The sequence below is a fragment of the Comamonas testosteroni ATCC 11996 genome, from assembly GCF_000241525.1.
Classification (GTDB): Bacteria; Pseudomonadota; Gammaproteobacteria; order Burkholderiales; family Burkholderiaceae_C; genus Comamonas; species Comamonas testosteroni.
Window position 1 is genome coordinate 1 of the sequence record NZ_AHIL01000025.1, and the last position, 26122, is coordinate 26122.

A 26122-nucleotide genomic window follows, 5' to 3' on the forward strand; every position below is an offset into this window, starting at 1 on the left:
GCCTTCTTGGGCGCAGCCTTTGCAGGAGCAGCAGCCTTGGGGGCTGCGGTCTTGGTTGCAGCCTTCTTGGGTGCAGCCTTTGCAGGAGCAGCGGCCTTGGGGGCTGCGGTCTTGGTTGCAGCTGCCTTCTTCACAGCTTCAGCCTTGGGCGCGGCCGCCTTCTTGGCAGGTGTCTTTTTCTCGGTTGTGGCCTTGGCGGCCGTCTTCTTCGCAGTTGCCATCATTTTCTCCTTCGTTGATTTGCATAAGACGTCCGGCTCTTTGCAGTGCCGGACGATTCAAAGCGATGTGGAGTTACGCATCGCTAGGAACACAAATTTGCTTCACGCCAAAAATCTCAGTTTTTTGTAGCAATGAAGTGAAGCAAGTCATGACTCGCATTGTGCCTGCTTAGAAGCAATTAATCCCAAGAAAGTGCGCCTCCGGTCTGATACTCGATCACTCGTGTCTCAAAGAAGTTACGTTCTTTCTTCAAATCGATCATTTCGCTCATCCAGGGGAAGGGATTTTCTTCACCGGGGAATAGCTCTTCGAGACCGATCTGCGTGGCACGACGGTTGGCGATGTAGCGCAGATAGCCCTTGAACATGGATGCATTCATGCCCAGCACGCCGCGTGGCATGGTGTCCTCGGCATAGCGATATTCAAGCTCCACGGCCTTCTGGAACAGCTCCGTGATTTCCTGCTTGAACTCGGCTGTCCACAGATGCGGATTCTCGAGCTTGAGCTGGTTGATCAGATCGATGCCGAAGTTGCAGTGCATGGACTCGTCGCGCAGGATGTACTGGTACTGCTCGGCAGCGCCCGTCATCTTGTTCTGGCGGCCCAGGGCCAGGATCTGCGTGAAGCCCACGTAGAAGAACAGACCCTCCATCAGGCAGGCAAAGACGATCAGCGACTTCAGCAGAGTCTGGTCGGTCTCGGGCGTGCCGGTGTTGAAGTTGGGGTCCATGATCGCTTCGATGAAGGGGATCAGGAACTCGTCCTTGTCGCGGATGGATTGGACTTCGTTGTAGGCGTTGAAGATTTCCGATTCATCCAGGCCCAGCGATTCCACGATGTACTGGTAGGCGTGAGTGTGGATGGCTTCCTCGAAGGCCTGACGCAGCAGGAACTGGCGGCACTCGGGCGCCGTGATGTGGCGGTAGGTGCCCAGCACGATGTTGTTGGCGGCCAGCGAATCGGCCGTCACAAAGAAGCCCAGATTGCGCTTGACGATGCGACGCTCGTCTTCGGTCAGACCGTTGGGGTCCTTCCACAGCGCGATGTCGCGCGTCATGTTCACTTCCTGCGGCATCCAGTGGTTGGCGCAGGTGGCCAGATACTTTTCCCAGGCCCACTTGTACTTGAAGGGAACCAGCTGGTTCACGTCGGTCTTGGCGTTGATGATGCGCTTGTCAGCGGCATTCACGCGCTTGTGGGTGCTGGTGGACGCGCCGGCTTCTGCGCTGGTGGCGGAAGGGGCAAAGGTGTCGTCGTCAAAGCTCAGCATGAGTTATTCCTTTAAGGGAAAAAGCTGGGCGCAGTGCAATCGACATCCAGCTTTTCAATCATTTATTTATCGAGTGGCACCACTCAAATACTGGCGCACTCTAAAGCGAGAGACACCGAGGAAGCGCCGCCGCGCACCGAGGGTGTCGTCCCCCTCCCGCAAAGCGAGAGAGGGGGGAAGGCGCGGCGGCCGCCTAGGCCAAGCGCCTCAGGGGGTGTTGCCAGTTATTGGCACGCCTCGCAGCCTGGATCGTCAATCGCGCAGAACTTGATGTCCGTGGCGGGTGCCTGGGCACGGGCAGCGGCGGCAGCGGCTTCCAGTGCGCTGACCGCAGGCTTGGCTGCAGGAGCCGCCGAAGCGGCAGGAGCGCCGGAGGACACTGCGTTCAGCACACGGCTTTGCACGGTGGACTTCTCGATATTGGTCGCGCTGGTGGTGCGCAGATAGTAGGTGGTCTTCAGACCGCGCAGCCAGGCCAGCATGTAGGTGTCGTGCAGCTTCTTGCCCGATGCACCGGCCATGTAGATGTTCAGGCTCTGGGCCTGGTCGATCCACTTCTGGCGGCGCGAGGCGGCTTCCACCAGCCATTCGGGCGAGACTTCGAACGCGGTGGCGTAGAGGTTCTTGATCTCTTGGGGCACGCGATCGATGGCGCGCAGCGAGCCGTCGAAATGCTTGAGGTCCATGACCATCACGTCGTCCCACAGGCCCAGACGCTTGAGGTCGCGCACCAGGTACTGGTTGATGACGGTGAATTCGCCCGACAGATTGGACTTCACGGACAGGTTGCCGAACGAAGGCTCGATCGAGGCATCCACACCCACGATGTTGGAGATGGTGGCGGTGGGCGCAATGGCCACGCAGTTGGAGTTGCGCATGCCGTCCTTGGCGATCTTGGCGCGCAGGGCATCCCAGTCCAGCTTGGCGGAGCGGTCCACTTCCACATAGCCGCCGCGGGCCTTTTCCAGCAGCTTCAGGGTGTCGGGAGGCAGGATGCCCTGATCCCACAGCGAGCCCTTGAAGGTGGAGTAAGTGCCGCGTTCCTTGGACAGCTCGGTCGATGCCCAGTAAGCGTAGTAGCAGATCGCTTCCATGGCTTCGTCGGCGAACTCGACGGCGCCCTGGCTGGCGTAGGCGGTGCGCATTTCATACAGCGCATCCTGGAAGCCCATCAGGCCCATGCCCACGGGGCGGTGGCGCAGATTGGAGTCCTTGGCCTTTTGCACGGCGTAGTAGTTGATGTCGATCACGTTGTCCAGCATGCGCATGGCCGTGTTCACGGTCTTGCGCAGCTTGTCGTGGTCGATCTTGCCGTCCTTGATGTGCTGGACCAGGTTCACCGAGCCCAGGTTGCAGACTGCGGTTTCGGTGTCGCTGGTGTTGAGCGTGATCTCGGTGCACAGATTGGACGAGTGCACCACACCCACGTGCTGCTGGGGCGAGCGGATGTTGCAGGGGTCCTTGAAGGTGATCCAGGGATGGCCGGTCTCGAACAGCATCGAGAGCATCTTGCGCCACAGATCCACGGCAGGCACGCGCTTGAACAGCTTGAGCTCGCCGCTGTCGGTCTTGGCTTCATAGGCGGTGTAGGCCTTCTCGAAGGCTTCGCCGTACAGGTCGTGCAGATCGGGGGCGTCGGCGGGCGAGAACAGGGTCCACTGGCCTGCTTCCATCACGCGCTTCATGAACAGGTCGGGAATCCAGTTCGCCGTGTTCATGTCGTGGGTGCGGCGGCGGTCGTCGCCGGTGTTCTTGCGCAGCTCCAGGAACTCTTCGATGTCCAGGTGCCAGGATTCCAGATAGGTGCAGACCGCGCCCTTGCGCTTGCCGCCCTGGTTCACGGCGACGGCCGTGTCGTTGACCACCTTGAGGAAGGGGACCACGCCTTGCGATTCGCCGTTGGTGCCCTTGATGCGCGAGCCCAGGGCACGCACACGGGTCCAGTCATTGCCCAGGCCGCCGGCAAACTTGGACAGCAGAGCGTTTTCCTTGATGGATTCGTAGATGCCGTCCAGGTCGTCGGGCACGGTGGTCAGGTAGCAGGACGACAGCTGCGAGCGCAGCGTGCCGCTGTTGAACAGCGTGGGAGTGGACGACATGAAGTCGAAGGACGACAGCAGCTCGTAGAACTCGATGGCGCGGGCGTTGCGGTCGGGCTCGTTCAGCGCCAGGCCCATGGCCACGCGCATGAAGAAGGACTGGGGCAGCTCGATGCGGGTCTTGCGCACGTGCAGGAAGTAGCGGTCGTACAGGGTCTGCAGACCGAGGTAGTCGAACTGCTCGTCGCGCTCGGCCTTCAGGGCCTTGGCCAGACGGGGCAGGTCGTAGTTCAGCAGCTCGGGGTTGAGCAGCTCGTTGTCCACGCCCTTTTGTACAAAGCCGGGGAAGTAGTCGGCATAGGCGGCCTGCATTTCTGCGGGCTGCACGTCGCGGCCCATGACTTCGCGCACGATGGTGTGCAGCAGCAGGCGGGCGGTGACGTAGGTGTAGTCGGGGTCTTTTTCGATCAGCGTACGGGCGGCCAGGATGGATGCCTTGTAGACCTCGGCCAGAGGCACGCCGTCGTACAGATTTCGCAGGGTCTCGGCCACGATGGGTGCGGACTGAATGTCGGCATTCAGATTGCGGCAGGAAGCGACGATCAGGGCCTCCAGGCGCTCCTGGTCCAGCGGCACGCGCTGGCCGTTGTCGGTCACATGCAGCACGGGCTTGGCGGCGGCAGCGGCGGCCACTTCGGCGACCTTCTTCTGCTCGGCACGTTCCTGGTTGCGGCGCTCGCGATACAGCACATAGGCGCGGGCCACGTCCTGGTGACCGGCGCGCATCAGGCCCAGTTCGACCTGGTCCTGCACATCTTCGATATGGAAGGTGCCGCCATCGGGGCGCGAGCGCACCAGTGCGCGCACCACGCCGTCGGTGAGTTCGTTGACGGTGTCGCGCACGCTGGCGGAAGCCGCGCCTTGCGCGCCGCGCACGGCCAGGAAAGCCTTGGTCAGGGCCACGGCAATCTTCTGGGGCGCGAAAGCCACCACATCGCCGCTGCGGCGGATGATCTGATAGCTGTCATTGGGGGAGGAAGAATTGGCTGCACCGGCAGGTGCGGCAGAAGGCAGTGAGTTCAACGCTTCTTGCATAAGTTCCTCTGAGTCAGTATGTGGATAGGCAGACAAAGGCCTGCACTGCTGGCAGGCCATCAAAAACACGATTCGGCGCCTCGGTTTACACATGGTTTGCACAGGGTGTGCACAACTTGTAAACACTAGATATGGGGTCTAAGGCGCTTCAAAACACTACCGGTAGTGTATCGCGCTTAAATCCGAGAGACTTGATGAAACTACTGAATCTGGCATTTCGAGCGCCGCTTGACAGCCGCAAAAATGACTTCATCCCGCATGAATAAAGGCCTGTGGCGCGGTTGCGCGCGGCGGCAGATCGGGCCGGAAATATGTAAAAAAATTGCGTGTTTGATGCAGGCGACAGTTGTTGCGCGCGCGCCATTGACATGCCGTCTCGAAGCCCCACAACGATGAATGCTTGGGATTCTCAAAATGAGGAGCGCATAGCGCCTGCCAGTAAATGATTTCAGCTTTAAATATGTATGAAATCGAGTGCTGGAAGGCGGTAGGTGCTATGAAGATTTCAGGCGGCGCCTGAGGCTGCAGGGCTGGGGGGGAATTCCCAGCTGCGCGTGCCGTCTGTGCTGCCCAGCTGCTGCTGCAGCCGCTGCCAGTCAAAGCCCGGGCCGGGGTCCTGCTTGCGCCCGGGCGCGATGTGCTCGTGCCCGGCGATGTAGTGCACCGGATAGTGCGCCGCGATGGCTATGCAAAGCTGCTGCAGGGCCTGGTACTGCGCAGCTTCAAAGCTCAGGCCTTCCAGGCCTTCGAGTTCGATGCCGATGGAGTCGTCGTTGCAGCGCTCGCGCCCGCGCCACTGGCTCACGCCGGCATGCCAGGCGCGGTCGTCGCAGCTGACGAACTGCCAGATCTCGCCTTGACGCGTGATAAAGAAATGTGACGAGACTTCGAGGCCGCGAATGCCCTGGTAATAGGGGTGAGCGTCCCAGTCCAGCTGGTTGGTGAACAGCTGCTGGACCGCGCCTGTGCCGTACTGGCCCGGGGGCAGGCTGATGGAGTGGATGACGACGAGGTCGATCTGCGCGTCGCCGGGGCGAGGGCCGAAATTGGGAGATCTCAGGTGACGCGCCGCACCAAACCAGCCGGCCTGCCAAGGCTGCTGTGGCAGCGGCAAGGATGAAAAATGAGGTGCGGGATCAGACATTGTCGCTCTGGTGTTTGCTGCCTTCGGCCGGCAGGTCTATGCCCAGACGGTCGATGCGGTAGCGAATCTGGCGCAGGCTGATGCCCAGTCTGGCCGCCGTGGCAGTGCGGTTGAATCCGTTGTCCTGCAGGGCTCTGACTAAAATGCTGCGCTCCTGCTCATCAAGCCAGCCTTGCAGATCCTCCGGCAGCGTGGCCGGACTGCCTGCGTGCCTAGCTTGCGGCGGCGGTGCGCTTGATGCCCAAGCGCCCGAGCAAGCCGCTGCCGCCGCACCTGCGTCCTCCGTCGGCATGCTGGATTCGGGCAGACGCAGCGGGCCTTCCTCGCCCAGTGCAATGGCGCGGTGCAGCACGTTCTCCAGCTCGCGCACATTGCCAGGCAGCGGGAGCCGGGCTATCTGGCTGAGGCTGATCTCGTCCAGCTCCGGCGTAGCCAGTCCGGACTCGCGGGCCAGCTTTTGCAGCAAAGCCTGGCATAGCTGGCCCAGGTCTTCACGGCGCTCGCGCAGCGCGGGCAGCTCGATTTCGATGACATTGAGACGGTAGAACAGGTCCTGGCGGAAATTGCCTGCCTGCACTTCGGCTCCCAGATCGCGGTGGGTGGCACTGACGATGCGCACATCGACGGCTTCTTCCTGGGTGCTGCCCAGCGGGCGAATCTTGCGCTCCTGAATGGCGCGCAGCAGCTTGGCCTGCATGGCCAGGGGCAGGTCGCCAATTTCATCGAGAAACAAGGTGCCGCCCTGTGCGGCCTGGAAGTAGCCGGGCCTGTCCTGCGTGGCACCGGTGTAGGAGCCCTTGCGGGCGCCGAAGAACTCGGCTTCGAGAAGGCTTTCCGGGATGGCGCCGCAGTTGACTGCGACCATGGGACCATCGGCCCGCTGGCTGCAGCCGTGCAGGGCGCGTGCCACCAGTTCCTTGCCCGTGCCGGATTCACCGTGGATCAGCACGGGAGCCATGCCTTTGGCGACCTTGGCAATGCGCTGTTTGACCAGTTGCATGGCCTGAGACTTGCCAACCAGAGCCTCCAGGGCGCCAGCTTGCGCTCCCGCCCCTGTGCCGGCGGCGACCGAGCTGTCGCTGGTTGGCGGGTTGCCGGGCTTGGGCACTGCGCCAATGCCTTGCACGGCCGAGGCCACGACCTGGCGGAACTGGCGCAGGTCCACGGGCTTGGTCAGATAGTCGAACGCGCCCGCGCGCAGGGCCTCGACGGCGTTTTCGGCAGAGCCGTAGGCCGTCATGACGATGCAGCGCTCGCTGCGTGACTGGTCGCGCAGGTGCAGCAGCAGCTCCATGCCGATCCCGTCGGGCAGGCGCATATCGGTAATCAGGACATCGAAATTGCGGCCTTGCAATTGAGTCATGCCTTCCTGGACCGAGCCCGCAGTTTCCACGCGGTAGCCTTCCCGCAGCAGGGTCAGCTCGTAGAGCGTGCGCAGATCCGGTTCATCGTCGACCACGAGAATGCTGGCCGCTGCGGATGAGTGAGGCGATGATGTCACTGGGCTTACACCATGATCGAGTCAAACAGAGAGTGGCTTGCGAGGGATGAAGGGCCGCTGCGCAGAGTCACGATAAAGGCGTTGCCGTTCACATCGCCTTGCGGTGTGTTGCGAGCCAGGCGTTGATAGCTGATGGAGGCATCGTAGCGCTGGCACAGCTCGCGACAGATATAGAGTCCGAGGCCGCTGGAGCGGCTTTGAGAGGAGAAGAACGGCTCGAACAGATGGCGCTCGACGCTGGACTCCAGCGGTGCTCCATCACTCCAGACCATGAACCAGCAGGTGTCGTCCTGCGGTGCGAGACCCTGGATCTGGCCGTTCAAGGGCCCGTGGCCGCTGATCAGCTGCAGGCCCGCTTCATCGCCGGCATGGCTGCGGTGGCGCTGGGCATTGTCCAGCAAGTTGATCAGCACGCGGCGCAGATGCTCTTCATCGAACAGGATATGGCGGGCCGTTGCATTGAGCCGCAGCAGAAGCTGGCGCGGCGGAGCGGCCTGTATGCGCCATTCATGGCTGATCTGTGCCAGCAGGGTGTCCAGCGGCAGCGACTGGCCCTGATGGGTTTCTGCGCCCTGCTGCACGCGTGCCAGGTTGAGGATTTCTTCGGCGATGCGGGCCAGTCGGTCGGCGTTCTGCCCCACGATGCGGCATAGCTGCTGTGGGCCGGGCTGGCTCGCCAGGTCTTCGGCCAGCAGCGCATTGGCCTGGGTGATGGCAGCCAGAGGGTTGCGTATTTCATGAGCCACGGCAGCCGACATGCGGCCCATGGAGGCCAGCTTTTCGGTGCGCAGCTGCGCTTCCATCTCGCGCAGGTCGTGAAGAAACATGACGCAAAGCGAGTGGCTGGCTTGCGCCTGCGGACCCTCGTCCAGATAGGGCGCCGAAACTTCGGTGATGCGTGTGCGCACATGCATGCCGGTGGCACCGCGTCGCTCATGGGCCTGCAGGTGAATCGTGGCGGACAGCGGGCGGGCATGGGCAAAGCTGGCTTGTGTGGAATGCGCCAGCGGCTCCCACCAGCTATGGGCCTGCAGGGAAAAAGGCTGAGGGTGATCTATGGGCAGGCCAAGCAGCTGCAAGGCGGCCGGGTTGGCCTGCAGAACCTGCAAGCTCGAGTCGACCACCAGCACGCCGTCTGAGAAGTGGTTGATCACCAGACTGTTGACCTGCTCCTGGGTCTGGGTGCGCAAGCGGTTGAACAGGGCCTGGGAACGCTCGCGCCGGACGCGCTTGGCCAGCTCGTGCGTGAGATAGGCCACGCAGAAGTAGCCGGCGCAGGAAAAAGCCGCCTGGTAGTAAGACTGGGCGCCGTCGTTGAGCCCGCCATGGTATTGCCAGAAGGTGTAGGCCAGCGTCAGCAGCGTGATACAGGCCGTGGTGCCAAAGGCCAGCATCAGCCCGCCCAGCGCCGAGGAGATCAGGACGGGAATGGCCAGCAGCGCGGTGTAGTTGAGCGAGCCGACCTGAAAGATCTGCAGCAAAAAGATCGCCGCAATGTCGACGCCGATCACGGGCAGCCATTGCAGGGCTGCGCGAGGTGCTGGCAAATGACGCCCGGCAGCCAGGCGCAGCACGACGGTCAGCGTCAGATAGGTGAAGCAGATCAGCCAGGCCAGGGGGGAGCTGATGTTCTGCAGCTGCAGATTCAGCGTCTGCAGCAGGACCAGGGCCAGCGCCAGAAGCACGCGGCCGCTGAGAAAGGCCTGCCACAGGCGTACGAATGGGGCGTTGAGGCTGGCGTCTGCGCGCCGGCTGATGGCCGCATCCAGCGGGATGGCGGTGTGCTGCCAGGGCGAGGCGGAGTTCACCATGCGGTCAGTGGCGCTCAGTGTCTTGCTGGGCCAGGCGGCGGTGCTCAGCGCTGCAGAAGACCTTGCCCGAGGCGTCGCTCACGGCATCAGCCTGCGGCAGGTGAAGGCCGCAGTGAGCGCAGGCTACCATGGACTGTAGGCGCTTGGGGGGGCTGGCAGGCCTGGTCTGCTCGGCCACTTCAGCGCGGCGTTTGCTGCGCCAGATTCCGACAGCCACCACCACGACCAGCAGGACCAGCAAATACTTCATGCTGCGCGCTCCAGCAGGACTTCAATCACAAAGCGCGAGCCGACATAGGCCAGCAGCAAAAAGATGGCGCCGATATAAAGAACTCGCACGGCGCTTTGGCCGCGCCAGCCGAATCGCTTGCGGCCGAACAGCAGCACGGCAAACGCCAGCCAGGACAGCAGGGAGAAAATGGATTTGTGATTCCACACCCATGCCTTGCCATAGAGCTGCTCGCCAAACAGCCAGCCTGCAGCCAGTGTGGCGGTCAGCAGCACAAAGCCCGCTCCGACAAAACGGAAGGTCAGCCGCTCCAGCGTCAGCAGCGGCAGCCCGCTGTCATGGTCGCCGCCCTGGCGCATCTGCCGCTCGGCATGGCTCATCAGTGCGCCATGAACGACGGCTGCGGCAAACAGACCGTACGAAGCAATACCCAGAGCCAGATGCAGCGGCAGCCAGGGCGAGGCGTTGACATGCAGCGGTGTGCCGGGGAACACCACGGCCAGAAGCACGGCCACGCTTCCCAGGATGGACAGCGGCCAGCGCGAGCGCAACTGCGGGTACAGCTGCTGCTCCACCACATAGACGGTCAGCACCAGCCAGGCCGTGATCGACAGTGCGGGGGCAAAGCCGAAGTGCGGCAGCTCGCCAAGCAAACCCCAGCCCAGCAGCAGGGCATGCAGTGCCCAGGCCAGGCGCAGGCAGCGACGGGCACCGGCTTCTTGCAGGTGCTGGGTGGCAAGTGCAGGAATGGCGTAGGCAATGGCTGCTGCCATGGCCAGGATCCAGCCAATGGGGCCAGCTGCAGTGAGCGGTTGGGAGAGCATGCTTTCTATGATAGTGCCGCTGGCCCTCACTCATCTTCTGCAGGCCGCTGCCGTCCGTCAATTTTGCGCATAAAGCGCTGCCTGAACCCGGTCATGAGCGCGGGTTTGAGCGTTTGCAGAGCAGATCGTCGGCTTTTGAGCCCGGTCTTCAAGGATTTTCTCCGGCCTGGTCTCTTTTCCGAGGGAGCTGCGGAGCAGAGCGCAGCGACGTTGCACGCCTGAGGCAGATCACGGACAAGCCTGCGGGGCATCGTCAATCGAGGGCAGCGGGTAAAATGCCTGTTCATGCAGCTTCGCCTCGCCTGAGCTGGGTCCGCAAGCTGCCCGGAGAGTCGTGCTGCCCGCTCGCGCACGACTTCCGTCCATCCATAACTTTCGAATGCTTTTTGCTTATGGCCTCCGCACTCACCGATAAACTCTCGCGCCTTGTCAAAGAGATGCGCGGCCAGGCCCGCATCACCGAGTCCAATGTGCAGGACATGCTGCGCGAAGTGCGCATGGCCTTGCTGGAAGCCGACGTGGCCTTGCCCGTGGTGCGCGACTTCATTGCCCGCGTCAAGGAAAAGGCGCTGGGCCAGGAAGTCATCAGCTCGCTGCAGCCCGGCCAGGTGCTGGTGTCCATCGTCAACAAGGAGTTGGCGGCGACCATGGGCGAAGGCGTGGCCGACATCAACCTCAATGCCCAGCCTCCCGCCGTCATCCTGATGGCTGGCCTGCAAGGCGCCGGCAAGACCACCACCACGGCCAAGCTGGCCAAGCATCTGATCGAAAAGCGCAAGAAAAAGGTGCTCACGGTCTCGGGTGACGTGTATCGCCCCGCGGCCATCGAGCAGCTCAAGACCGTGACGGCCCAGGCTGGCGCCGAGTGGTTCCCTTCCACGCCTGACCAGAAGCCCCACGATATCGCCGTGGCCGCGATTGATTACGCCAAAAGGCATTTCTTCGATGTGCTGCTGGTGGATACGGCCGGCCGTCTGGCCATCGACGAGCTGCTGATGGCTGAAATCAAGGATTTGCACGCCACGCTCAAGCCCGTCGAAACCCTGTTCGTGGTCGATGCCATGCAGGGCCAGGATGCGGTCAATACCGCCAAGGCCTTCAAGGAAGCGCTGCCGCTGACCGGTATCGTGTTGACCAAGCTCGACGGCGATTCGCGCGGCGGTGCGGCGCTGTCGGTGCGCCAGATCACGGGCGCGCCGATCAAGTTTGCCGGTGTCTCGGAAAAGATCGACGGCCTGGAAGTCTTCGATGCCGACCGCCACGCTCAGCGCGTGCTGGGCATGGGCGACATCGTGGCCCTGGTCGAGCAGGTCACCAAGGGCGTGGACATGGAAGCCGCGCAGAAGATGGCCGAGAAGCTCAAGAGCGGCGACGGCTTCGACCTCAACGACTTTCTGGCGCAGCTGCAGCAGATGAAGCAGATGGGCGGTCTCTCGACCCTGATGGACAAGCTGCCCGCCGAGCTGGCCGGCAAGGCCGGTCAGGTCGATATGGACAAGGCCGAGCGCGAGATCAAGCGCAAGGAAGGCATCATCTGCTCCATGACCTTCAAGGAGCGCAAGAACCCCGCCCTGATCAAGGCCACGCGCAAGAAGCGTATTGCCGACGGCGCCGGCGTGCAGGTGCAGGAAGTCAACCGCCTGCTCAAGGAGTTCGAGCAGATGCAGACCATGATGAAGAAGTTCAAGGGCGGCGGCCTGATGAAGATGATGAAGAAGATGGGCGGCATGAAGGCCATGAAGGGCATGATGGGCGGCGGTGGCATGCCCAAGCTGCCGTTCTGATATTTGATCCCCCCTGAGCCGCTGCGCGGCTTCCCCCTCTCTGTACGCGCTGCGCGCTATGGGAGGAGGACGACAGCCTCGCTGCGCGGCGGCGCGGCCGGCATAGGCGCTTGCTCGCTGTCCCTGAGTTGGGGTGTGCTTGGTTTGAGATCAGCGATCTATAAAAAGTGAGCTGCTTGCGCTTGTTGTTTATGGGTTTGGATGAGAAATGCATCTGAATCTAAGGAATGGCAAGTGATAGCAGCTCACTTTTTTGTAAAGAAGCGCGCCAATCCAAGGCAAATACTGGATGTGGCGGCGGCTTTCTGAGAACATGCCTTTCCATGAAGCTACAAGACAGGACTTTCGTGGAGGCGGGTCAGCGACAACCTCTGCCTCAATGTCTGGAGCGCCGCAGCGCGCTGATGCTGGCGGGCTCGCTGCTTGCGGTGCTGGCAGGGTGCTCCACCACCAAAGACAGGCCCCGGCCTGCTGCGCAAGGTGGCTCCTCCGCGCGCCCGGCCAATGCCCTGAGTCTGGATGCAGAGCTGCGCGAGTCGCTGCTGGCACGCACGATGCTGGTGGTCAACACGCCTTACACCTATGGCGGCAACTCGCCTGAAGGCGGTTTTGACTGCAGCGGTCTGATTCAGTGGGCCGTGGGCGGCATCACGGAAACCCGTCTGCCCCGCACCACATCGCAATGGGCGCAGGCCAGCAATCCGGTGGACGGGCGCGATCTGATGCGCGGCGACTTCGTGTTCTTCAACACTCTGGGCGGGCGCTATTCCCATATGGGAATTTTTGTGGGCAACGGACAGTTCGTGCATGCGCCGTCTAGCGGCGGAACGGTGCAGCGGGTACGCATGGACAATGTGTACTTCGCCAAGCGATTCACGGAAGCCCGAAGTATCTTTGCCTGAACGCCTGCGCTGCGGATGAAAAAAGGGACTGCCTGGCAGTCCCTCGGTTTTTGCGGGTGTCCCGCACTTATGCGGCAGGCGCGGAGGCGGGCTTTGCCTCATTGCCGGTCAGCTGCAGATTCCAGCTCATCGCATGCCAGGGGTGCTGCTCCTGCGTCACCCATTGGGCCACTTCTTCGGACGTGAAGGCCTTGCCCAGCACATCGCTGCGGCCTTGTGCCAGCCATTGCGCGCGGCCCTGGGCATAGGCCTGGCCGAAAGCAAGCCAGCTGTCGAAGCATTGCTGGGCGCGCTGGGCGTTGAGCTCGAGGATATCCCAATGCAGGGCTTCGTCCGTCCATTCCAGCAGCCTGGCGCTGCGCACGAAAAAGGTCACGCGCGCGCAGGCAAACGCCATCGCGGCGCGCACGTCGTCGCTGCGCTGCAGGCGCTGCAGATCCAGCATGAACCAGCGCTGGCGCAGTGCATCGGGCAGCTGCAGGCGCACCTGCTCGTCGCTGAGGTCGGTGCGCAGGCCAAGGTGGTGCAGGATCATGGGGCGCAGCTGCCTGGCCAGCGCATCGTCAGCGCCATGCAGATCGCTGGCAAAGCCGCCTTGCATGGCGTGGTAGGCCATCGGGTGGGCCAGGGCCAGGGCCCAGTTGCGCTCCTGACTGCCCGCCTGGTAGCTGATGATGTCGCCGCGTTGCTTGGCCTCCTTGAGGCGCTTGAAGCCGCCGCGTAGCACCCAGTAGATCAGGGCCACGATGAGCACAAAGATCGTCCATCCGCTCATGTGCGCACTCCTGTGCGACCGGGGCGCTTTCTGGCCATCACCAAGGTCTGCTTCAGTGCCGCGGATTTGGGCATGCGTTCGATGACTTCGCTGTCCAGCGAATCCTTGCGTGCCGCCACCATCCACTGCATCAGTGGTGACTGTAGATTGAGCCGGGGCAGCAGGCCGGGGTGCTGCTGCATCAGCCACAGTTGCTCGTCGTCGGTCTGCAGCTCCTGCACCGAGCACCAGGGCGCCAGCCCCGGATGGGCCTTCAGCAGCTCCGGCGGGCGGCGCACAATGCCCATGGACAGAGCGTCTTCGGGTACCTCGTCGTTGAGCGGCAGATGGTTGAGCAGGGTCACCACATCGGGCATATAGCGAGCAATCGGCGGCCGGTTCTGCTTGCCCTTGATCTGCTCGATCTGAAGCTTGCCGTCCTTTTGAACATAGGCATTGACGGTGATGCGGGGCTGGGCAGTGCCCGTGCGGTAGCTGAACAGCCGCATGCGCCCCGATTCGAGACCCTCGGCGTAATGTTCTCCATAGCCGCCGCTGAAGGACTTGCGGTTGGCAAACTGGCCCACGCAGTGGCCCATCATCTGGCTTTCATAGGCCATTTCCTGGCGCATCTGCGCACTTGTGCCGTCAAACTCCACAAAGGTACCGTGCTGGCCACGCAGCAGCCCGTGCACGGCGCTTTGGCTGTGCTCAACCCGGCCGCTGTTCTGCTTTTTCTCGAAAGCCAGATGCTCCAGCGTCCAGCGCGCCAGCGCCTGTGGGCAGTTCACGCGCTGAAGCTTGCCTTCGAGAGAGGTGCCCTTGCGGGTGGAGAGAAATTCCACCAGCCGCGTCTCCAGCGCCAGCAGGGCGGCGCTGTCGGGCTGCACCCACCAGAGGTCGGGCAGCTCGAAGCCGGCCTGCTTGCGCGCCAGCCGCTCCAGCGCCCAGGCCGGCGGCTCCTGGCGGCCGGCCAGCTCCTGCAACTGCCGGGCGTCGGCAATGCGCAGCACGGCAGGCTCGTCGGCCTGCAGATTGCCCACCACATGGCGGTAGAAATGGTTGCCCAGCCAGGACGCGACATCGGCCGCGTCACCGCGCTCTGCGCTGCGCTCCTTGATGCGCTGCTTGATGGCTGGGGCGTTGACGACATCGCGCGCCTTGTAGGCACTGGCGGCAGCGGCCTTTTCGACGACCTGATTCACCAGAATTTCCACCATGGTTTGCGACCCGAAGCCGCAGTGCCGGTCTGGGCGTCGCGCTCGGCCAGCTTGCGCTCGGCGCGCTCTATGCCGGACTGCGACATGCGCCGCTCGTCCTCGTCGTCGTCCTTGTCCAGATAGCTGTTGGCCTGCTTGTGCAGTGCCACGGATTCCTCCAGCAGCTCGGGGTAGGCCTCCAGCGCACAGGCCAGGCGGCGCAGCGGATAGCAGTCCTGCAGCGCAATGACTTCTTGCTGATGCGTGCGCAGGCGCGGCAGCACCAGCTCGGGGCGCGTGCTGGAGAAAAAGTCCAGCATGGACATCAGGGACGCCAGGTAGTTGCGGCGCACGTCGCGCTGCTCGTCCTCATCCAGGTCGTGGAACCACTGGTCCAGACGCTCCATCCAGATGCTGATCTCGTCATCGCGGTTGAGCTTGTAGAGCGACAGGGCGACGGTGGAGAAGTAGCGCGTGGGCTCATGGCGGCTGTAGCCATGCTCCTGGGCGAAATGCCACAGGCGCTCGGCCTCGACCACGGTCTGCGCATCGTCGTCCTTGCCCACGGCGCACCACAGCAGGCCGTTGTGATGCTCGGCAAACGGGCTGCTGCCCAGTCCCTTGTGGTGCAGCTCGGCGGCCTCGTCGTAGCGGTCCATGAAGCGGTACTTGATGGCCAGGTTGTTGCACAGCATGGAGTACACATGCAGGTCGCCATCCTTGAAGCGGCCCTGGCCAGTCGCCCAGAAATGCTCGAAGCGGGCGAGACCTTCCTCGTAGTAGCGCACGACCAGAGGCTCGCGAACCTCCTGCGCAGGCACTTTCTTCTTGCCACCCATCAGCGGTGCCAGATCGTCTGCATCGTCAAGGACCACGCCGGCGGCGTAGCACCAGTGCGCGCCATGGCCCTGGGGGAAGGGCCGAGCCAGCGCTTCTTCCAGCGGCAGCGCGGCAAAGCGGGCAGCCCAGAGCGTGGGCAGCTTGTCGCTGTCGGCCATCTCGGGGTGCTGGCCCACGCCGATTTCCAGCAGCGGCAGAGCCTGCTCCATCTGGCGCTTGCGTGCCAGGCGCAGGCCGTCGAGCAAGGCCAGCACCGGATGCGCCGGCTGGGCTGCGCGCACCATGTTCAGATAGAAATCAGCCGGGTGCAGCGGCCTCTCTTCTTGCGCGAGCAGCTGGCGCATGTCCTCGTCAGTCTGGCCAATGGCCAGAACCAGGGCCCAGGTGATGGCGTTTTCCGGGTCGTTGCTGAACTGCTTCTTGGCCATCTCGAAGGCGGCCACGGCCGAGACGGGACGAGCGTGGAGCACGCTCTGAAGCGCCAGATCGGCGGCTTGCTTCAGGCGCCCGGTCTGCTCCAGCCAGCCCAGCCAGGAGGCGGTGAAGGGATCGCCCGAATCATCCGTCAGTCCGAAGTGTCCCTGAGGGGCCAGCTGCAGCGCCGCCTCCAGCTGACCGGCCTGAGCGCAGGCCTGGGCCTGCAGCCGCACGATCTTGACCTGGCGATGCGCCTTGACGGCTTGCGAGGGCGGGGGATTTTCCAGGGCGGCCAGTTGCTGCTCGCAGGCCATGAGCAAGGCGGGCAGGCTTTGCGGTGCCAGCGGCAGCACATGATCGGCCAGCGTCATCCAGCGGTCAAAGTCCACCTGCTGGTCGGGTGCGGCATCGCGCAGGAGATTGATGGCGTTCTGCACCAGGCTGACGGCCTCGCTGGCGTGGCCGCTTTTCTGGGCCATTTCCGCCTTGCGAACACAGACAATGGCATCGAGGTAGGCCGCATCTTCGGCCAGATCGGGGTTGCGACGCTCCTGGGCGCGTTGCAGCTCAAGGCCCGTGGCCGCAGCTTCCCAGGCCTGCAGCTGCGAAGCCATCCAATGCCAGCCATGCCAGTAGTTGTCGCTGTCCACATCCTCGGGCAGCCGGGCAATGGCCTGTGCCGCCGCACCCAGCAGGGCTTGCGCGGAGGGCTGGTCAAAGCCCATGCGGCTCTGGATGTCGCTCAGGCTCAGGCGCAGCGCGGCTTCTGCGGGGCTCAGTTCGTCGGCCGCGGCCAGGGCTGCGCCGCGATGCTGCTGCAGCAGCTTGTTGGCCGCTTCGGGCTGATCGAGGTAGAGCCAGAAGTCGTGAACGCGCTCGAGCTCCTGCACGGTGGCCGGGGCAAAGTTCTGCTGCCCCATCAATTCCACCGCAGCGGCGATGCGGTCCTGACGGCTGATGCTGCCGGGCTTGTCGTCGTTGTAGTCGTTCAGTAGCTCATGGGCTTGGTCCAGCAAGGCGTAGATGGAATCGCCCTGCAGTGCGGCAGTTTGGTTCATGGTGTCCAGAGTTCAATCCGAGGCAGCTTGGCCCCAATAGGCCACCATCCTAGCGGCGGATTGAAGAGGCGTGTGCCATCCGGCAAGGCATCACCATTTGTTACAGAATTTATAACCAGTCATGAAAAAAGCCTGCCTTGGCATTGCAGGCAGGCTTCTTGTGGATGAGGCCAGGGACTGTCGGGCTGTCAATCCTTGAGCAGGACTTCGCCGCGCAAGGTGTAAGCCTTGGCTTCGGTAATCTTCACATCCACCATCTGTCCGATCAAGCGCTCGTTGCCGGGGAAGTTGACCACGCGGTTGCAATAGGTGCGGCCCATCAGCTCGCTGCCGTCGCGCTTGCTCACGCCTTCGACCAGCAGGCGTTGCACCGTGCCGACACGCTCTTCGCTGATCTCCTTGATGTTGGTGTTGATCACGGCTTGCAGCTCCTGCAGGCGGCGCAGCTTGACTTCGTGCGGCGTGTCGTCGTGCAGATTGGCAGCAGGCGTGCCGGGGCGGGGGCTGAAGATGAAGCTGAACGAGTTGTCGAAGCGCACGTCGTGGATGAGCTTCATCATCTTCTGGAAGTCTTCCTCGGTCTCGCCGGGGAAGCCCACGATGAAGTCGCTGCTCATGGCCAGATCGGGACGGATGGCGCGCAGCTTGCGGATGGTGCTCTTGTATTCCATGGCCGTGTAGCCGCGCTTCATGGCCATGAGGATCTTGTCGCTGCCATGCTGCACGGGCAGGTGCAGGTGGCTGACCAGCTGCGGAATCTTGGCGTAGGCCTCGATCAGGCGTGGCGTGAACTCGTTGGGATGGCTGGTGGTGTAGCGGATGCGCTCGATGCCGGGAATCTCGGCCACATATTCCAGCAGCAGCGCGAAGTCGGCCATCTCGCTGCTGTCGCCCATCTTGCCCAGGTAGGCGTTGACGTTCTGGCCCAGCAGCGTGATTTCCTTGACGCCCTGCTCGGCCAGGCCCGCGACTTCCACCAGCACGTCCTCGAACGGGCGGCTGACTTCCTCGCCGCGCGTATAGGGCACGACGCAGTAGCTGCAATATTTGGAGCAGCCCTCCATGATGGAGACAAAGGCCGAAGCGCCTTCCACGCGTGCCGGCGGCAGGTGGTCGAACTTCTCGATTTCGGGAAAGGAGATATCGACCTGGGGCTTGGCCTTGGCCGCACGCTGATTGAGCAGCTCGGGCAGGCGGTGCAGGGTCTGGGGGCCGAAGACCACATCGACAAACGGCGCGCGCTTGATGATCTCGGCACCCTCCTGGCTGGCCACGCAGCCGCCCACGCCGATCAGCACGCCCTTTTCCTTGAGGTGGCGGATGCGGCCCAGATCGCTGAATACTTTTTCCTGGGCCTTCTCGCGCACCGAGCAGGTGTTGAACAGAATCAGATCGGCCTCGTCCACGTTCTGCGTGGGCTCGTAACCCTGGGCCGCGCCCAGCACATCGGCCATCTTGTCCGAGTCGTACTCGTTCATCTGGCAGCCAAAGGTTTTGATAAAGACTTTCTTGCTCATGGGGCGCTCTTGTCAGGTGTTGTCGGGTGCGGGCTTGCAGAGTCTGCGAGCACAGAGTGATAGCGGCTAGCGCTTGCCATCACTTGATTTGAATATGAAAACAGTTCGAAAAGCTTGCGGAAAAAGCGCAAGCAGCTCTTTAATCAATAGCGGTCGGCGCGGGCCGGACTCAGCTGCCGAAAACGCGCTGCAGCAGGGTGCGCGGCTGGATCGGCTTGTATTTCTCGATTTCGGCAGGGGTCAGAATCCAGGCCGTGTGCAGGCCCTGGGTCTGCGGCTCGATCACATAGCCCACCAGCATCTTCTGGCCTGCATAGTTGCTGGCAAAAACAATGCTGCGCTCGCGGCTGAACAGGCGAAAGCCGGGCGTGGTGCGAATGGCTGTGCCGTTGATGGCCACTTCGGGGAAGTTGGTGACCGTCAGTTCGCCGAACTGCGCCGTGGGCGGAAAGTTGCGCGTGTCGTCCGAGGGCAGGCCCTGGGCCAGGGCCGGCAGACCGGCGCTGGCGGCAGCAGCCAGCAGGGCGCAGGCCACGAAGCGGCGGCTGATGAGGTCGGTGGTGCAGCGGTTCATGGTGTATATCCAGGGGCTGATCGTGGGGCGGTCAGAGCTTTAGTCATGGCCGCAATGCCGTGATTCTAGAGGCTGGCGCTTGGCAGCAGGGCTTGCTCAGGCTTTGCCGCCCGCGGCATAGAGCACCGCTTTGGGCGGACGGCACAGCCCCCAGAAGCGCAGGCCCGTCAGTTCAGCCATGCGCACGCCCATGGAGGTGGGCGCGGAAATCGTGGCCAGCGCCGCGATGCCGACCTTGGCGCATTTGCGCACCAGTTCATGGCTGCCGCGGCTGGACAGCACTACAAAGCCGGGCTCGCCGAGGCGGCCCGTGCGTGCCAGCCGGCCAACCAGCTTGTCCAGCGCATTGTGGCGGCCCACGTCTTCGAGCACATCCGTGATGTCGCCCGCCAGCGTGGCCCAGCCTGCGGCATGGATGGCGCCGGCCTCGGCATTGAGAATCTGGTGTGGCGGCAGGGCGTCAATCGCCTTGAGCACGGTGGCTGCGTCGACCTGCTCCAGCCAGTCCTGGTGCGGTAAGGCGTCAAACGACAGGTCCAGCGCCGCAAAGCTCTCGACTCCACAGACGCCGCAACCCGTGCGGCCGGTCATGCTGCGGCGCCTGTCCTTGAGCCGGGCAAAGCAGCGCGAGGCGATGTCGAGCTGCACTTCCATGCCGTCCATGCCTTCGGGCAGGCCGGCTGCCGCGGCAGACACGGGGCGGGCTTCGATGCCGTAGCAGTCAGCGGCGCTGTCGATGATGCCCTCGGTCAGCGCAAAGCCCCGTGCAAAGTCTTCCACATCGGTGGGCGAGCCCATCATCACCGCATGCGAGATGCCGTTGAAGACCAGCGCGATCGGCACCTCGGCCGCCAGCACGCGCTCCTGCCGCTCCTGTTGCCCGGCGTGGAAAAAGCTCACGGCATGGATGTGCAGCGGTGCTATCGGCTGGGCAGGGATGGGGCAGGCGGACTCGGTCATGGGCTGATGATAGTCAGCAGGCGCATCCCTTGCCGGCAAGGGGCGGACTCCGGCTCGGGGCTTTGCGCAGCGCGGGCCTAGGCCAGCAGCGGCAGCATCAGCGGGTTGATGCCGCTGCGCGCAAGCTCTTTTTCCTCCATCTCGGCATCCAGGGCCAGACTGGCCAGGTCGTCGGCCACCAGTTCCAGCTGGTGGTCCGCCTGCTGGTAGAAGGCCTTGAGGTAGGTCTTGCACTCGTTGCAGCTCTCGGCCTTGATGGGCGCTTTTTCGTCTTCCAGGCACCAGTAGTCCAGTGCATGCGTGCTGTCGCAGTTGCTGCACTTGCTGCGCACCACATGCCACTGGCATTCGCACAGGCTGCATTGCAGATAGCGCACACCGGCCTGGGCGCCACCGAGCACCAGACTGCCGGTGGGTACATGGCCGCAGACGGGGCAAAGATGGCGCTGCTCGCCTGGCTCGGCCCGGCCGGCGGCGGGCAACTGGCTGGCCAGCTGGCGCCAGTACAGCGACAGCGCGCTCCACAGCAGCTGGGCCACGCCCGCTTCGGGCAGGACCGCGTCGTCGGGCAGTGCTTCGCTGCGCAGGGCCGTCAGCAGGGCGTCGGCCCAGGCCTGGCGCTGCGTGGCATCGGCCTGCTGCAAGCGCGCCAATGCCTGGCGGATGGCGGCAGTCTGCATGCCAGGCTGCTGTGTCATGCGGTTCAGCAGCTCGTCGAGCAGGGCCAGCCAGTGGGCCGAGCGAGGCCATTGGGCCGAATGCAAAGGCGTTTGCGTGTGCTGTTGCAGGGCCGCACCCAGGCCGGCTGCTTCCTGCTCGGGCAGGGGCAGGGCCTCGGCCGTGGCCTGCTGGGCACCGGCCAGCTCGGCGGCCCACAGCAGATACTCGGCCATGGCATGGCCCTGGGCCAGATGCTGCAGGCGGCTGGCGCGAGCCGCATAGGGCAGTCTGGCGGCGGGCAGTTGAACGGGAGCGATATGGCCCACACCCGGCGAGCGTTCGGACTCGGGAACCAGATGGATGCTCATCGTGTGCTCCCTGTCTTGGCTTTGCCTGCTGCCGCAGGTTTGGCGCTGATCTCCTCATGCCAGCGGTCGTGATGGGCGCGGGCCCAGGCATGGCTGACATAGCCGGTGACCATGCCGCGGATCGAACCCTTGACCCAGAAGGCCAGATAGATATGGCCAAGGATCAGCAGGATCAGGCCCACGCCCGCCAGAGCGTGCAGCGCCAGCGCGACACGCAGCACGGGAATCGGGAACAGATGGGCGAAGTAGGCGCGCCAGATCACCAGGCCGGTGAGCAGCAGCACGCAGATCAGGCTCATGATGCCCCAGAACAGCAGCTTCTGGCCTGCGTTGTACTTGCCGATGCGCAGCCGCTGGCTGTGGTCTCCTGCCACCACCGTTTTCACGTTCTCCACCCAGATGCGGTCTTCCCTGACGAACAGGTTGTATTTCACAAAGCGCACGAACAGATAGACCAGGGCCACGAACACCACGATGCCGAAGAAGGGGTGCAGCAGCCGCGCCAGCTGCGGCGTGCCGAAGACGCTGTTGAGCCAGTTCAGGCTGGGAAACACCCAGGACAGGCCCGACATGGCGACCAGAAAGAAACACACCACCATGGCCCAGTGGCAGAGGCGATCGGGCAGCGGGGTGCGCAAGATCATGCGGTCTTTGTTCATGCCGTTTCTCCTTTCTTGGCGCGGTCATCGCCCGCATCGTCTTCGTCGATCTCGTTGGGGCCGGTGGCCATGTAGTGGGCCGCAGCACCGGCCAGCGTGGCCACGAAGCCCAGGGCGGCCAGCGGCTTGAACCAGCCCTTCCAGCCCTCGACCACGGCGCTGATCTTGGGGTCCTTGGGCAGCTTGTGATAGAGCTCGGGCTGGTCGGCATGGTGCAGCACATACATCACATGGGTGCCGCCCACGCCTTGCGGGTCGTAGATGCCGGCCTGGTCAAAGCCGCGGGTCTTCATCTCCTGCACGCGGCCTTCGGCCTTGACCAGCATGTCGTCCTTGCTGCCGAACGCGATGGCGCCCGTGGGGCAGGTCTTGACGCAGGCCGGCTCCTGGCCCACAGCCACGCGGTCCGAGCACAGCGTGCACTTGTAGGCCTTGTTGTCCTTCTTGCTGATGCGCGGGATGTTGAAAGGGCAGCCGGCCACGCAGTAGCCGCAGCCAATGCATTGCTCGGACTGGAAGTCAACAATGCCGTTGGCGTACTGCACGATGGCACCGGGCTGGGGGCAGGCCTTCAGACAGCCCGGGTCTTCGCAGTGCATGCAGCCGTCCTTGCGGATCAGCCACTCCAGCTTGCCCTGCTCGTTGACATACTCGTCAAAGCGCATCAGCGTCCAGCTCTCGGGCGAGAGATCGCGTGGGTTGTCGTAGACGCCGAAGTTCTCGCCCACATCGTCGCGCAGATCGTTCCATTCGCTGCAGGCCACCTGGCAGGCCTTGCAGCCAATGCAGATGCTGACGTCGATGAGTTTGGCGACCTCTGCCTTGTGGTCACGGGCGCGCGCGGCGGGCGTGAGCCCGTTGGTGGCCGAGCGCCGCACGATATCTTGGGATTGCATGGTCATGGGTGCTCGCCTTATGCCTTTTCGATGTTGACCAGAAAGGCCTTGAACTCGGGGGTCTGGGCATTGGCATCGCCGATGCCGGGGCTCAGCGTATTGGCCAGATAGCCCTTGCGCGTCGTGCCTTCATAGCCCCAGTGGCAGGGGATGCCGATCTGCTCGATCTCCTGGCCATCGACCTGCAGCGTCATCACGCGCTTGGTCACCACGGCCTTGCCCTTGATGTGACCGCGCTTGCTGGAGACCCGGATCATGTCGCCGGCCTTGATGCCTTTCCTGTCGGCCAGCTTTTCCGACAGCTCGATGAACTGCTCGGGCTGCACGATGGCGTTCAGGCGCGAGTGCTTGGTCCAGTGGCGGAACATCTCGGTGATGGAGTAGGTCGTGGCCACATAGGGGAACTGCTCGCGTGAGCCCATGCGGGCCGCGTCGTCGGCGAACACGCGCGCCACGGGGCTCTTGCTGACCTTGGGATGCAGCGGATTGGCTGCAATCGGGCTTTCGGTGGGCTCGTAGTGCTCGGGGAAGGGACCATCGTTCATGCCCTTGGCCGAGAACAGGCGTCCCAGGCCTTCGGGCTGCATGATGAAGGGGCTCACGCCGCTGTTGGGTGCAGCGGTCAGGGGATAGTCGGGAACGTCGGAGCCGCCCCATTTCCTGCCATCCCAATGCAGGATCTGGCGCTTGGGGTCCCAGGGCCTGCCGGCCGGGTCGGCCGAGGCGCGGTTGTACAGCAGACGGCGATTGGCCGGCCAGGCCCAGGCCCAGCCTGGCGTGTTGCCCAGGCCGGTGTCGGTGTTGTCGCGGCGGGCCATCTGGTTGCCAGCCTCGGTCCACGAGCCGGCAAAGATCCAGCAGTAGCTGGAGGTCGTGCCGTCGTCGCGCAGCATGCCGAAGTCGGACAGCAGCTCGCCCTTTTTGGCAATCAGCTTGCCGTTGTCGTCGAACAGATCGGCCAGTGCGTAGCCGTTGGCTTCCTTGGCCACTTCCTCGGGATGGGGGTCGTGGGGGTCATGGTAGTCCCAGCGCATATTCATCAAGGGCTCGGGGCAGGTTCCGCCTTCCTTGGCGTACAGCTCGCGCAGCTTCATGAAGATGCCGCCCAGGATGCGGCCGTCGTGGCGTGCCTCGAACGGCGGCTCCTGCGCGGCCCAGTGCCATTGCAGCCAGCGGCCGGAGTTGACGATGGCGCCGTTCTCCTCGGCAAAGCAGGAAGAGGGCAGGCGGAACACCGTGGTCTGGATCTTCGCGGGATCCACGTCGTTGAACTCGCCGTGGTTCTTCCAGAAGGTGGAGGTCTCGGTCTGCAGCGGATCGATGATGACGAGGAACTTCAGCTTGGACAGGGCGTCGCGGATCTTGCCCGAGTCGGGCATGGCGGCCACGGGGTTGAAGCCCTGGGCGATGTAGCCGTTGACCTTGCCGCGATACATCAGGTCGAAGTAGGCCAGCATGTCGTAGCTGCGGTCCCACTTGGGCAGCCAGTCGTAGCCCCAGCTGTTCTCGCGCGTGGCGTGCTCGCCGTACAGATCCTTCATCAGGCTGACGAAGAACTTGGGCGTGTTCTTCCAGTAGTTGACCTGGCCGGGCAGGTCGGCCTTGGGCGTGGCGTCCGCCAGGTACTGCTCTATGGTCTGCTGCCTGTCCTCGGGCAGGTTCAGATAGCCGGGCAGGCGGGTAGAGAGCAGGCCCAGGTCGGTATAGCCCTGGATGTTGGAGTGACCGCGCAGCGCGTTGACACCGCCGCCGGCCATGCCGATATTGCCCAGCAGCAGCTGGATCATGGCTGCGCCGCGGATGATTTGTGCGCCGGCCGTGTGGTGGGTCCAGCCCAGGGCATAGAGGAAGGTGGCCGTGCGGTCCGGCACGCAGGTGCTGGCCAGTTGCTCGCATACATGCAAGAAGTCGGCGACCTGGGTGCCGGTGATGGTCTGCACCATCTCGGGCGTGTAGCGCTCCACATGCTTTTTCAGCAGGTTCAGCACGCAGCGCGGGTGCTGCAGGCTCTCGTCGGTGAGGGCATGGCCTTCGGCATTGCGCTCGTAGGTCCAGCTGGATTTGTCGTAGGCCTTCCTGTCGGCGTCGTAGCCGCTGAACAGGCCTTCGTCAAAGCCATAGTCCTCGCGCACGATCAGGCTGGCATTGGTATAGGCCTTGACGTATTCGTGCTGGATCTTGTCGTGCTGCAGCAGGTAGTTGACCACGCCCATGAGAAAGGCGGCGTCCGAGCCCGCACGGATGGGGGCGTAGAAGTCGGCCACCGAGGCTGTGCGGTTGAAGCGCGGGTCCACCACCATGAGGTGAGCCTTGTTGTGGATCTTGGCTTCGATGGCCCACTTGAAGCCCACGGGGTGGGCTTCGGCGGGGTTGCCGCCCATGACCAGGATCACATTGGCGTTCTTGATATCCACCCAGTGGTTGGTCATCGCGCCGCGACCGAAAGAGGGCGCCAGGGCCGACACCGTGGGGCCGTGGCACAGGCGGGCCTGGCAGTCGAAGCCCACCATGCCCAGCGCGCGGCCGAAGCGGAAGTCCAGGATGCCGGTTTCGTTGGAGGCGGCCGACGAGGCCAGCATGCCGGTGCTGAGCCAGCGGTTGACGCGCTGGCCCTTGTCGTTCTTTTCGATGAAGTTGGCGTCGCGATCGTCCTTGAGCAGGCGCGCGATGCGTTCGTTGGCTTCGTCCCAGCTGATGCGCTTCCACTCGTTGCTGCCGGCTTCACGCACCTCGGGGTATTTCAGGCGCTGGTCCGAATGGATGTAGTCCAGGGCCCCGGCACCCTTGGGGCACAGCGAGCCGCGGCTGACGGGGTGGTCGGGGTCGCCCTCGATGTGGAAGATCCTGGACTTGGCGTTCTTGGCGCCGTCGCCCAGGCTGTACATCAGCATGCCGCAGCCCACCGAGCAGTAGGTGCAGTTGTTGCGGGTTTCCTTGGCGCGCAGCAGCTTGTACTGGCGGGGCAGTGTGGCCATGGCCACCGATGGGGCAAAGCCCAGAGATGCAGCAGTGGCGCCGGAGATGCCGGCACCGCACAGCTTGAAGAAACGTCTTCTGCCGTGATTCATCATGTGTTGTTTTCTTCAACCGCGCTCCCATGACCATGGAGGGCGTTAGGTTTGCAGGTGGCTGCATGCGCAGATGCAGCCACCCGTGAGCCGGGGGAACAGCCCGGACTCGGGGCCTCGACCTTGACGATTGCTCACACATTGCCGGACCTCACGGGCCACGTCGAATGTTGAGGGATGCCAATGGCAAGCAATTGAACCGGCTCGCACAGCCAGGTTCGCAAAGCGAGGAAGCGCGACAAAAGCCCTCAAGCTTTTTGTCGTTTGACTCTTAGATAAAGGTCAAAGGATCGCGAATCTATTCAGTAAGCGAATGTTTGTCCAGCAAAGG

General features: G+C 63.5%; 20 protein-coding genes. 2 read left to right on the plus strand and 18 right to left on the minus strand.

The features are described 5' to 3' along the window. From CTATCC11996_RS08760 to CTATCC11996_RS08795, 8 genes are all read right to left on the minus strand, one after another. A partial coding sequence (locus CTATCC11996_RS08760) for a hypothetical protein (protein ID WP_193763597.1) occupies positions 1-221 on the minus strand: 221 nt, incomplete at its 3' end. 179 nt (positions 222-400) lie between these two features. Continuing rightward, positions 401-1492 carry a ribonucleotide-diphosphate reductase subunit beta gene (locus tag CTATCC11996_RS08765; RefSeq protein ID WP_003075222.1) on the minus strand — a complete coding sequence of 364 codons (1092 nt, stop codon included), beginning with the start codon at positions 1490-1492 and terminating at the stop codon, positions 401-403. A 224-nt stretch (positions 1493-1716) separates the two neighbouring features. Next, on the minus strand, positions 1717-4626 hold the full coding sequence (locus CTATCC11996_RS08770) for a ribonucleoside-diphosphate reductase subunit alpha (RefSeq protein ID WP_003075224.1): 2910 nt from the start codon (positions 4624-4626) through the stop codon (positions 1717-1719). Positions 4627-5131: 505 nt separating this feature from the next. Further along, complete coding sequence (gene ampD / locus CTATCC11996_RS08775) at positions 5132-5770, minus strand: 1,6-anhydro-N-acetylmuramyl-L-alanine amidase AmpD (protein WP_003075226.1); 639 nt, start codon at positions 5768-5770, stop codon at positions 5132-5134. Then, the gene (locus tag CTATCC11996_RS08780; RefSeq protein WP_003075228.1) at positions 5763-7229 is read right to left on the minus strand and encodes a sigma-54-dependent transcriptional regulator; all 1467 of its coding nucleotides are present in this window, start codon (positions 7227-7229) and stop codon (positions 5763-5765) included. Before CTATCC11996_RS08780 ends, ampD begins: the two co-directional genes overlap by 8 nt. Positions 7230-7276: 47 nt before the next feature. Then, positions 7277-9082 carry a sensor histidine kinase gene (locus CTATCC11996_RS08785; RefSeq protein ID WP_003075230.1) on the minus strand — a complete coding sequence of 602 codons (1806 nt, stop codon included), beginning with the start codon at positions 9080-9082 and terminating at the stop codon, positions 7277-7279. 4 nt (positions 9083-9086) lie between these two features. Then, positions 9087-9332: a PP0621 family protein gene (locus tag CTATCC11996_RS08790; RefSeq protein ID WP_003075232.1), complete on the minus strand. Its 246-nt coding sequence runs from the start codon at positions 9330-9332 to the stop codon at positions 9087-9089. Continuing rightward, complete coding sequence (locus CTATCC11996_RS08795; protein ID WP_003075234.1) at positions 9329-10135, minus strand: cytochrome C assembly family protein; 807 nt, start codon at positions 10133-10135, stop codon at positions 9329-9331. The genes CTATCC11996_RS08790 and CTATCC11996_RS08795 overlap by 4 nt, the downstream gene beginning before the upstream one ends. A gap of 392 nt (positions 10136-10527) precedes the next feature. Between CTATCC11996_RS08795 and ffh the strand changes: the two genes are divergently transcribed. After that, positions 10528-11919, plus strand: coding sequence for a signal recognition particle protein (gene ffh / locus CTATCC11996_RS08800; RefSeq protein WP_003075236.1), 1392 nt, complete (start codon positions 10528-10530; stop codon positions 11917-11919). 323 nt (positions 11920-12242) lie between these two features. Continuing rightward, positions 12243-12821, plus strand: a complete 579-nt coding sequence (locus CTATCC11996_RS08805) for a C40 family peptidase (RefSeq protein ID WP_034348519.1) — start codon at positions 12243-12245, stop codon at positions 12819-12821. A gap of 67 nt (positions 12822-12888) precedes the next feature. Here CTATCC11996_RS08805 and CTATCC11996_RS08810 read toward each other — a convergent pair whose 3' ends face one another. From CTATCC11996_RS08810 to fdnG, 10 genes are all read right to left on the minus strand, one after another. Then, positions 12889-13596 carry a DUF1266 domain-containing protein gene (locus tag CTATCC11996_RS08810; protein ID WP_003075239.1) on the minus strand — a complete coding sequence of 236 codons (708 nt, stop codon included), beginning with the start codon at positions 13594-13596 and terminating at the stop codon, positions 12889-12891. Beyond that, the gene (locus CTATCC11996_RS08815; RefSeq protein ID WP_003075241.1) at positions 13593-14795 is read right to left on the minus strand and encodes a hypothetical protein; all 1203 of its coding nucleotides are present in this window, start codon (positions 14793-14795) and stop codon (positions 13593-13595) included. Before CTATCC11996_RS08815 ends, CTATCC11996_RS08810 begins: the two co-directional genes overlap by 4 nt. Continuing rightward, positions 14777-17089: a hypothetical protein gene (locus tag CTATCC11996_RS08820; RefSeq protein WP_003075243.1), complete on the minus strand. Its 2313-nt coding sequence runs from the start codon at positions 17087-17089 to the stop codon at positions 14777-14779. Before CTATCC11996_RS08820 ends, CTATCC11996_RS08815 begins: the two co-directional genes overlap by 19 nt. A 188-nt stretch (positions 17090-17277) precedes the next feature. Continuing rightward, a complete protein-coding gene (miaB, locus tag CTATCC11996_RS08825; protein WP_003075245.1) occupies positions 17278-18606 on the minus strand; it encodes a tRNA (N6-isopentenyl adenosine(37)-C2)-methylthiotransferase MiaB in 1329 nt (442 codons plus the stop codon). 169 nt (positions 18607-18775) lie between these two features. Beyond that, on the minus strand, positions 18776-19180 hold the full coding sequence (locus CTATCC11996_RS08830; RefSeq protein ID WP_003075247.1) for a hypothetical protein: 405 nt from the start codon (positions 19178-19180) through the stop codon (positions 18776-18778). A 96-nt stretch (positions 19181-19276) separates the two neighbouring features. Then, positions 19277-20140: a formate dehydrogenase accessory sulfurtransferase FdhD gene (gene fdhD, locus CTATCC11996_RS08835; RefSeq protein ID WP_003075249.1), complete on the minus strand. Its 864-nt coding sequence runs from the start codon at positions 20138-20140 to the stop codon at positions 19277-19279. 77 nt (positions 20141-20217) lie between these two features. Next, positions 20218-21168: a formate dehydrogenase accessory protein FdhE gene (gene fdhE / locus CTATCC11996_RS08840; RefSeq protein ID WP_003075251.1), complete on the minus strand. Its 951-nt coding sequence runs from the start codon at positions 21166-21168 to the stop codon at positions 20218-20220. Continuing rightward, positions 21165-21827 (minus strand): formate dehydrogenase subunit gamma, encoded by a 663-nt coding sequence (locus tag CTATCC11996_RS08845; protein WP_003075254.1) that lies wholly within the window; start codon positions 21825-21827, stop codon positions 21165-21167. Before CTATCC11996_RS08845 ends, fdhE begins: the two co-directional genes overlap by 4 nt. After that, complete coding sequence (gene fdxH / locus CTATCC11996_RS08850; RefSeq protein WP_003075256.1) at positions 21824-22729, minus strand: formate dehydrogenase subunit beta; 906 nt, start codon at positions 22727-22729, stop codon at positions 21824-21826. Before fdxH ends, CTATCC11996_RS08845 begins: the two co-directional genes overlap by 4 nt. Before the next feature lie 11 nt (positions 22730-22740). Beyond that, positions 22741-25794, minus strand: a complete 3054-nt coding sequence (gene fdnG, locus CTATCC11996_RS08855; protein ID WP_201409233.1) for a formate dehydrogenase-N subunit alpha — start codon at positions 25792-25794, stop codon at positions 22741-22743. Between the last annotated feature and the right edge of the window lie 328 nt (positions 25795-26122).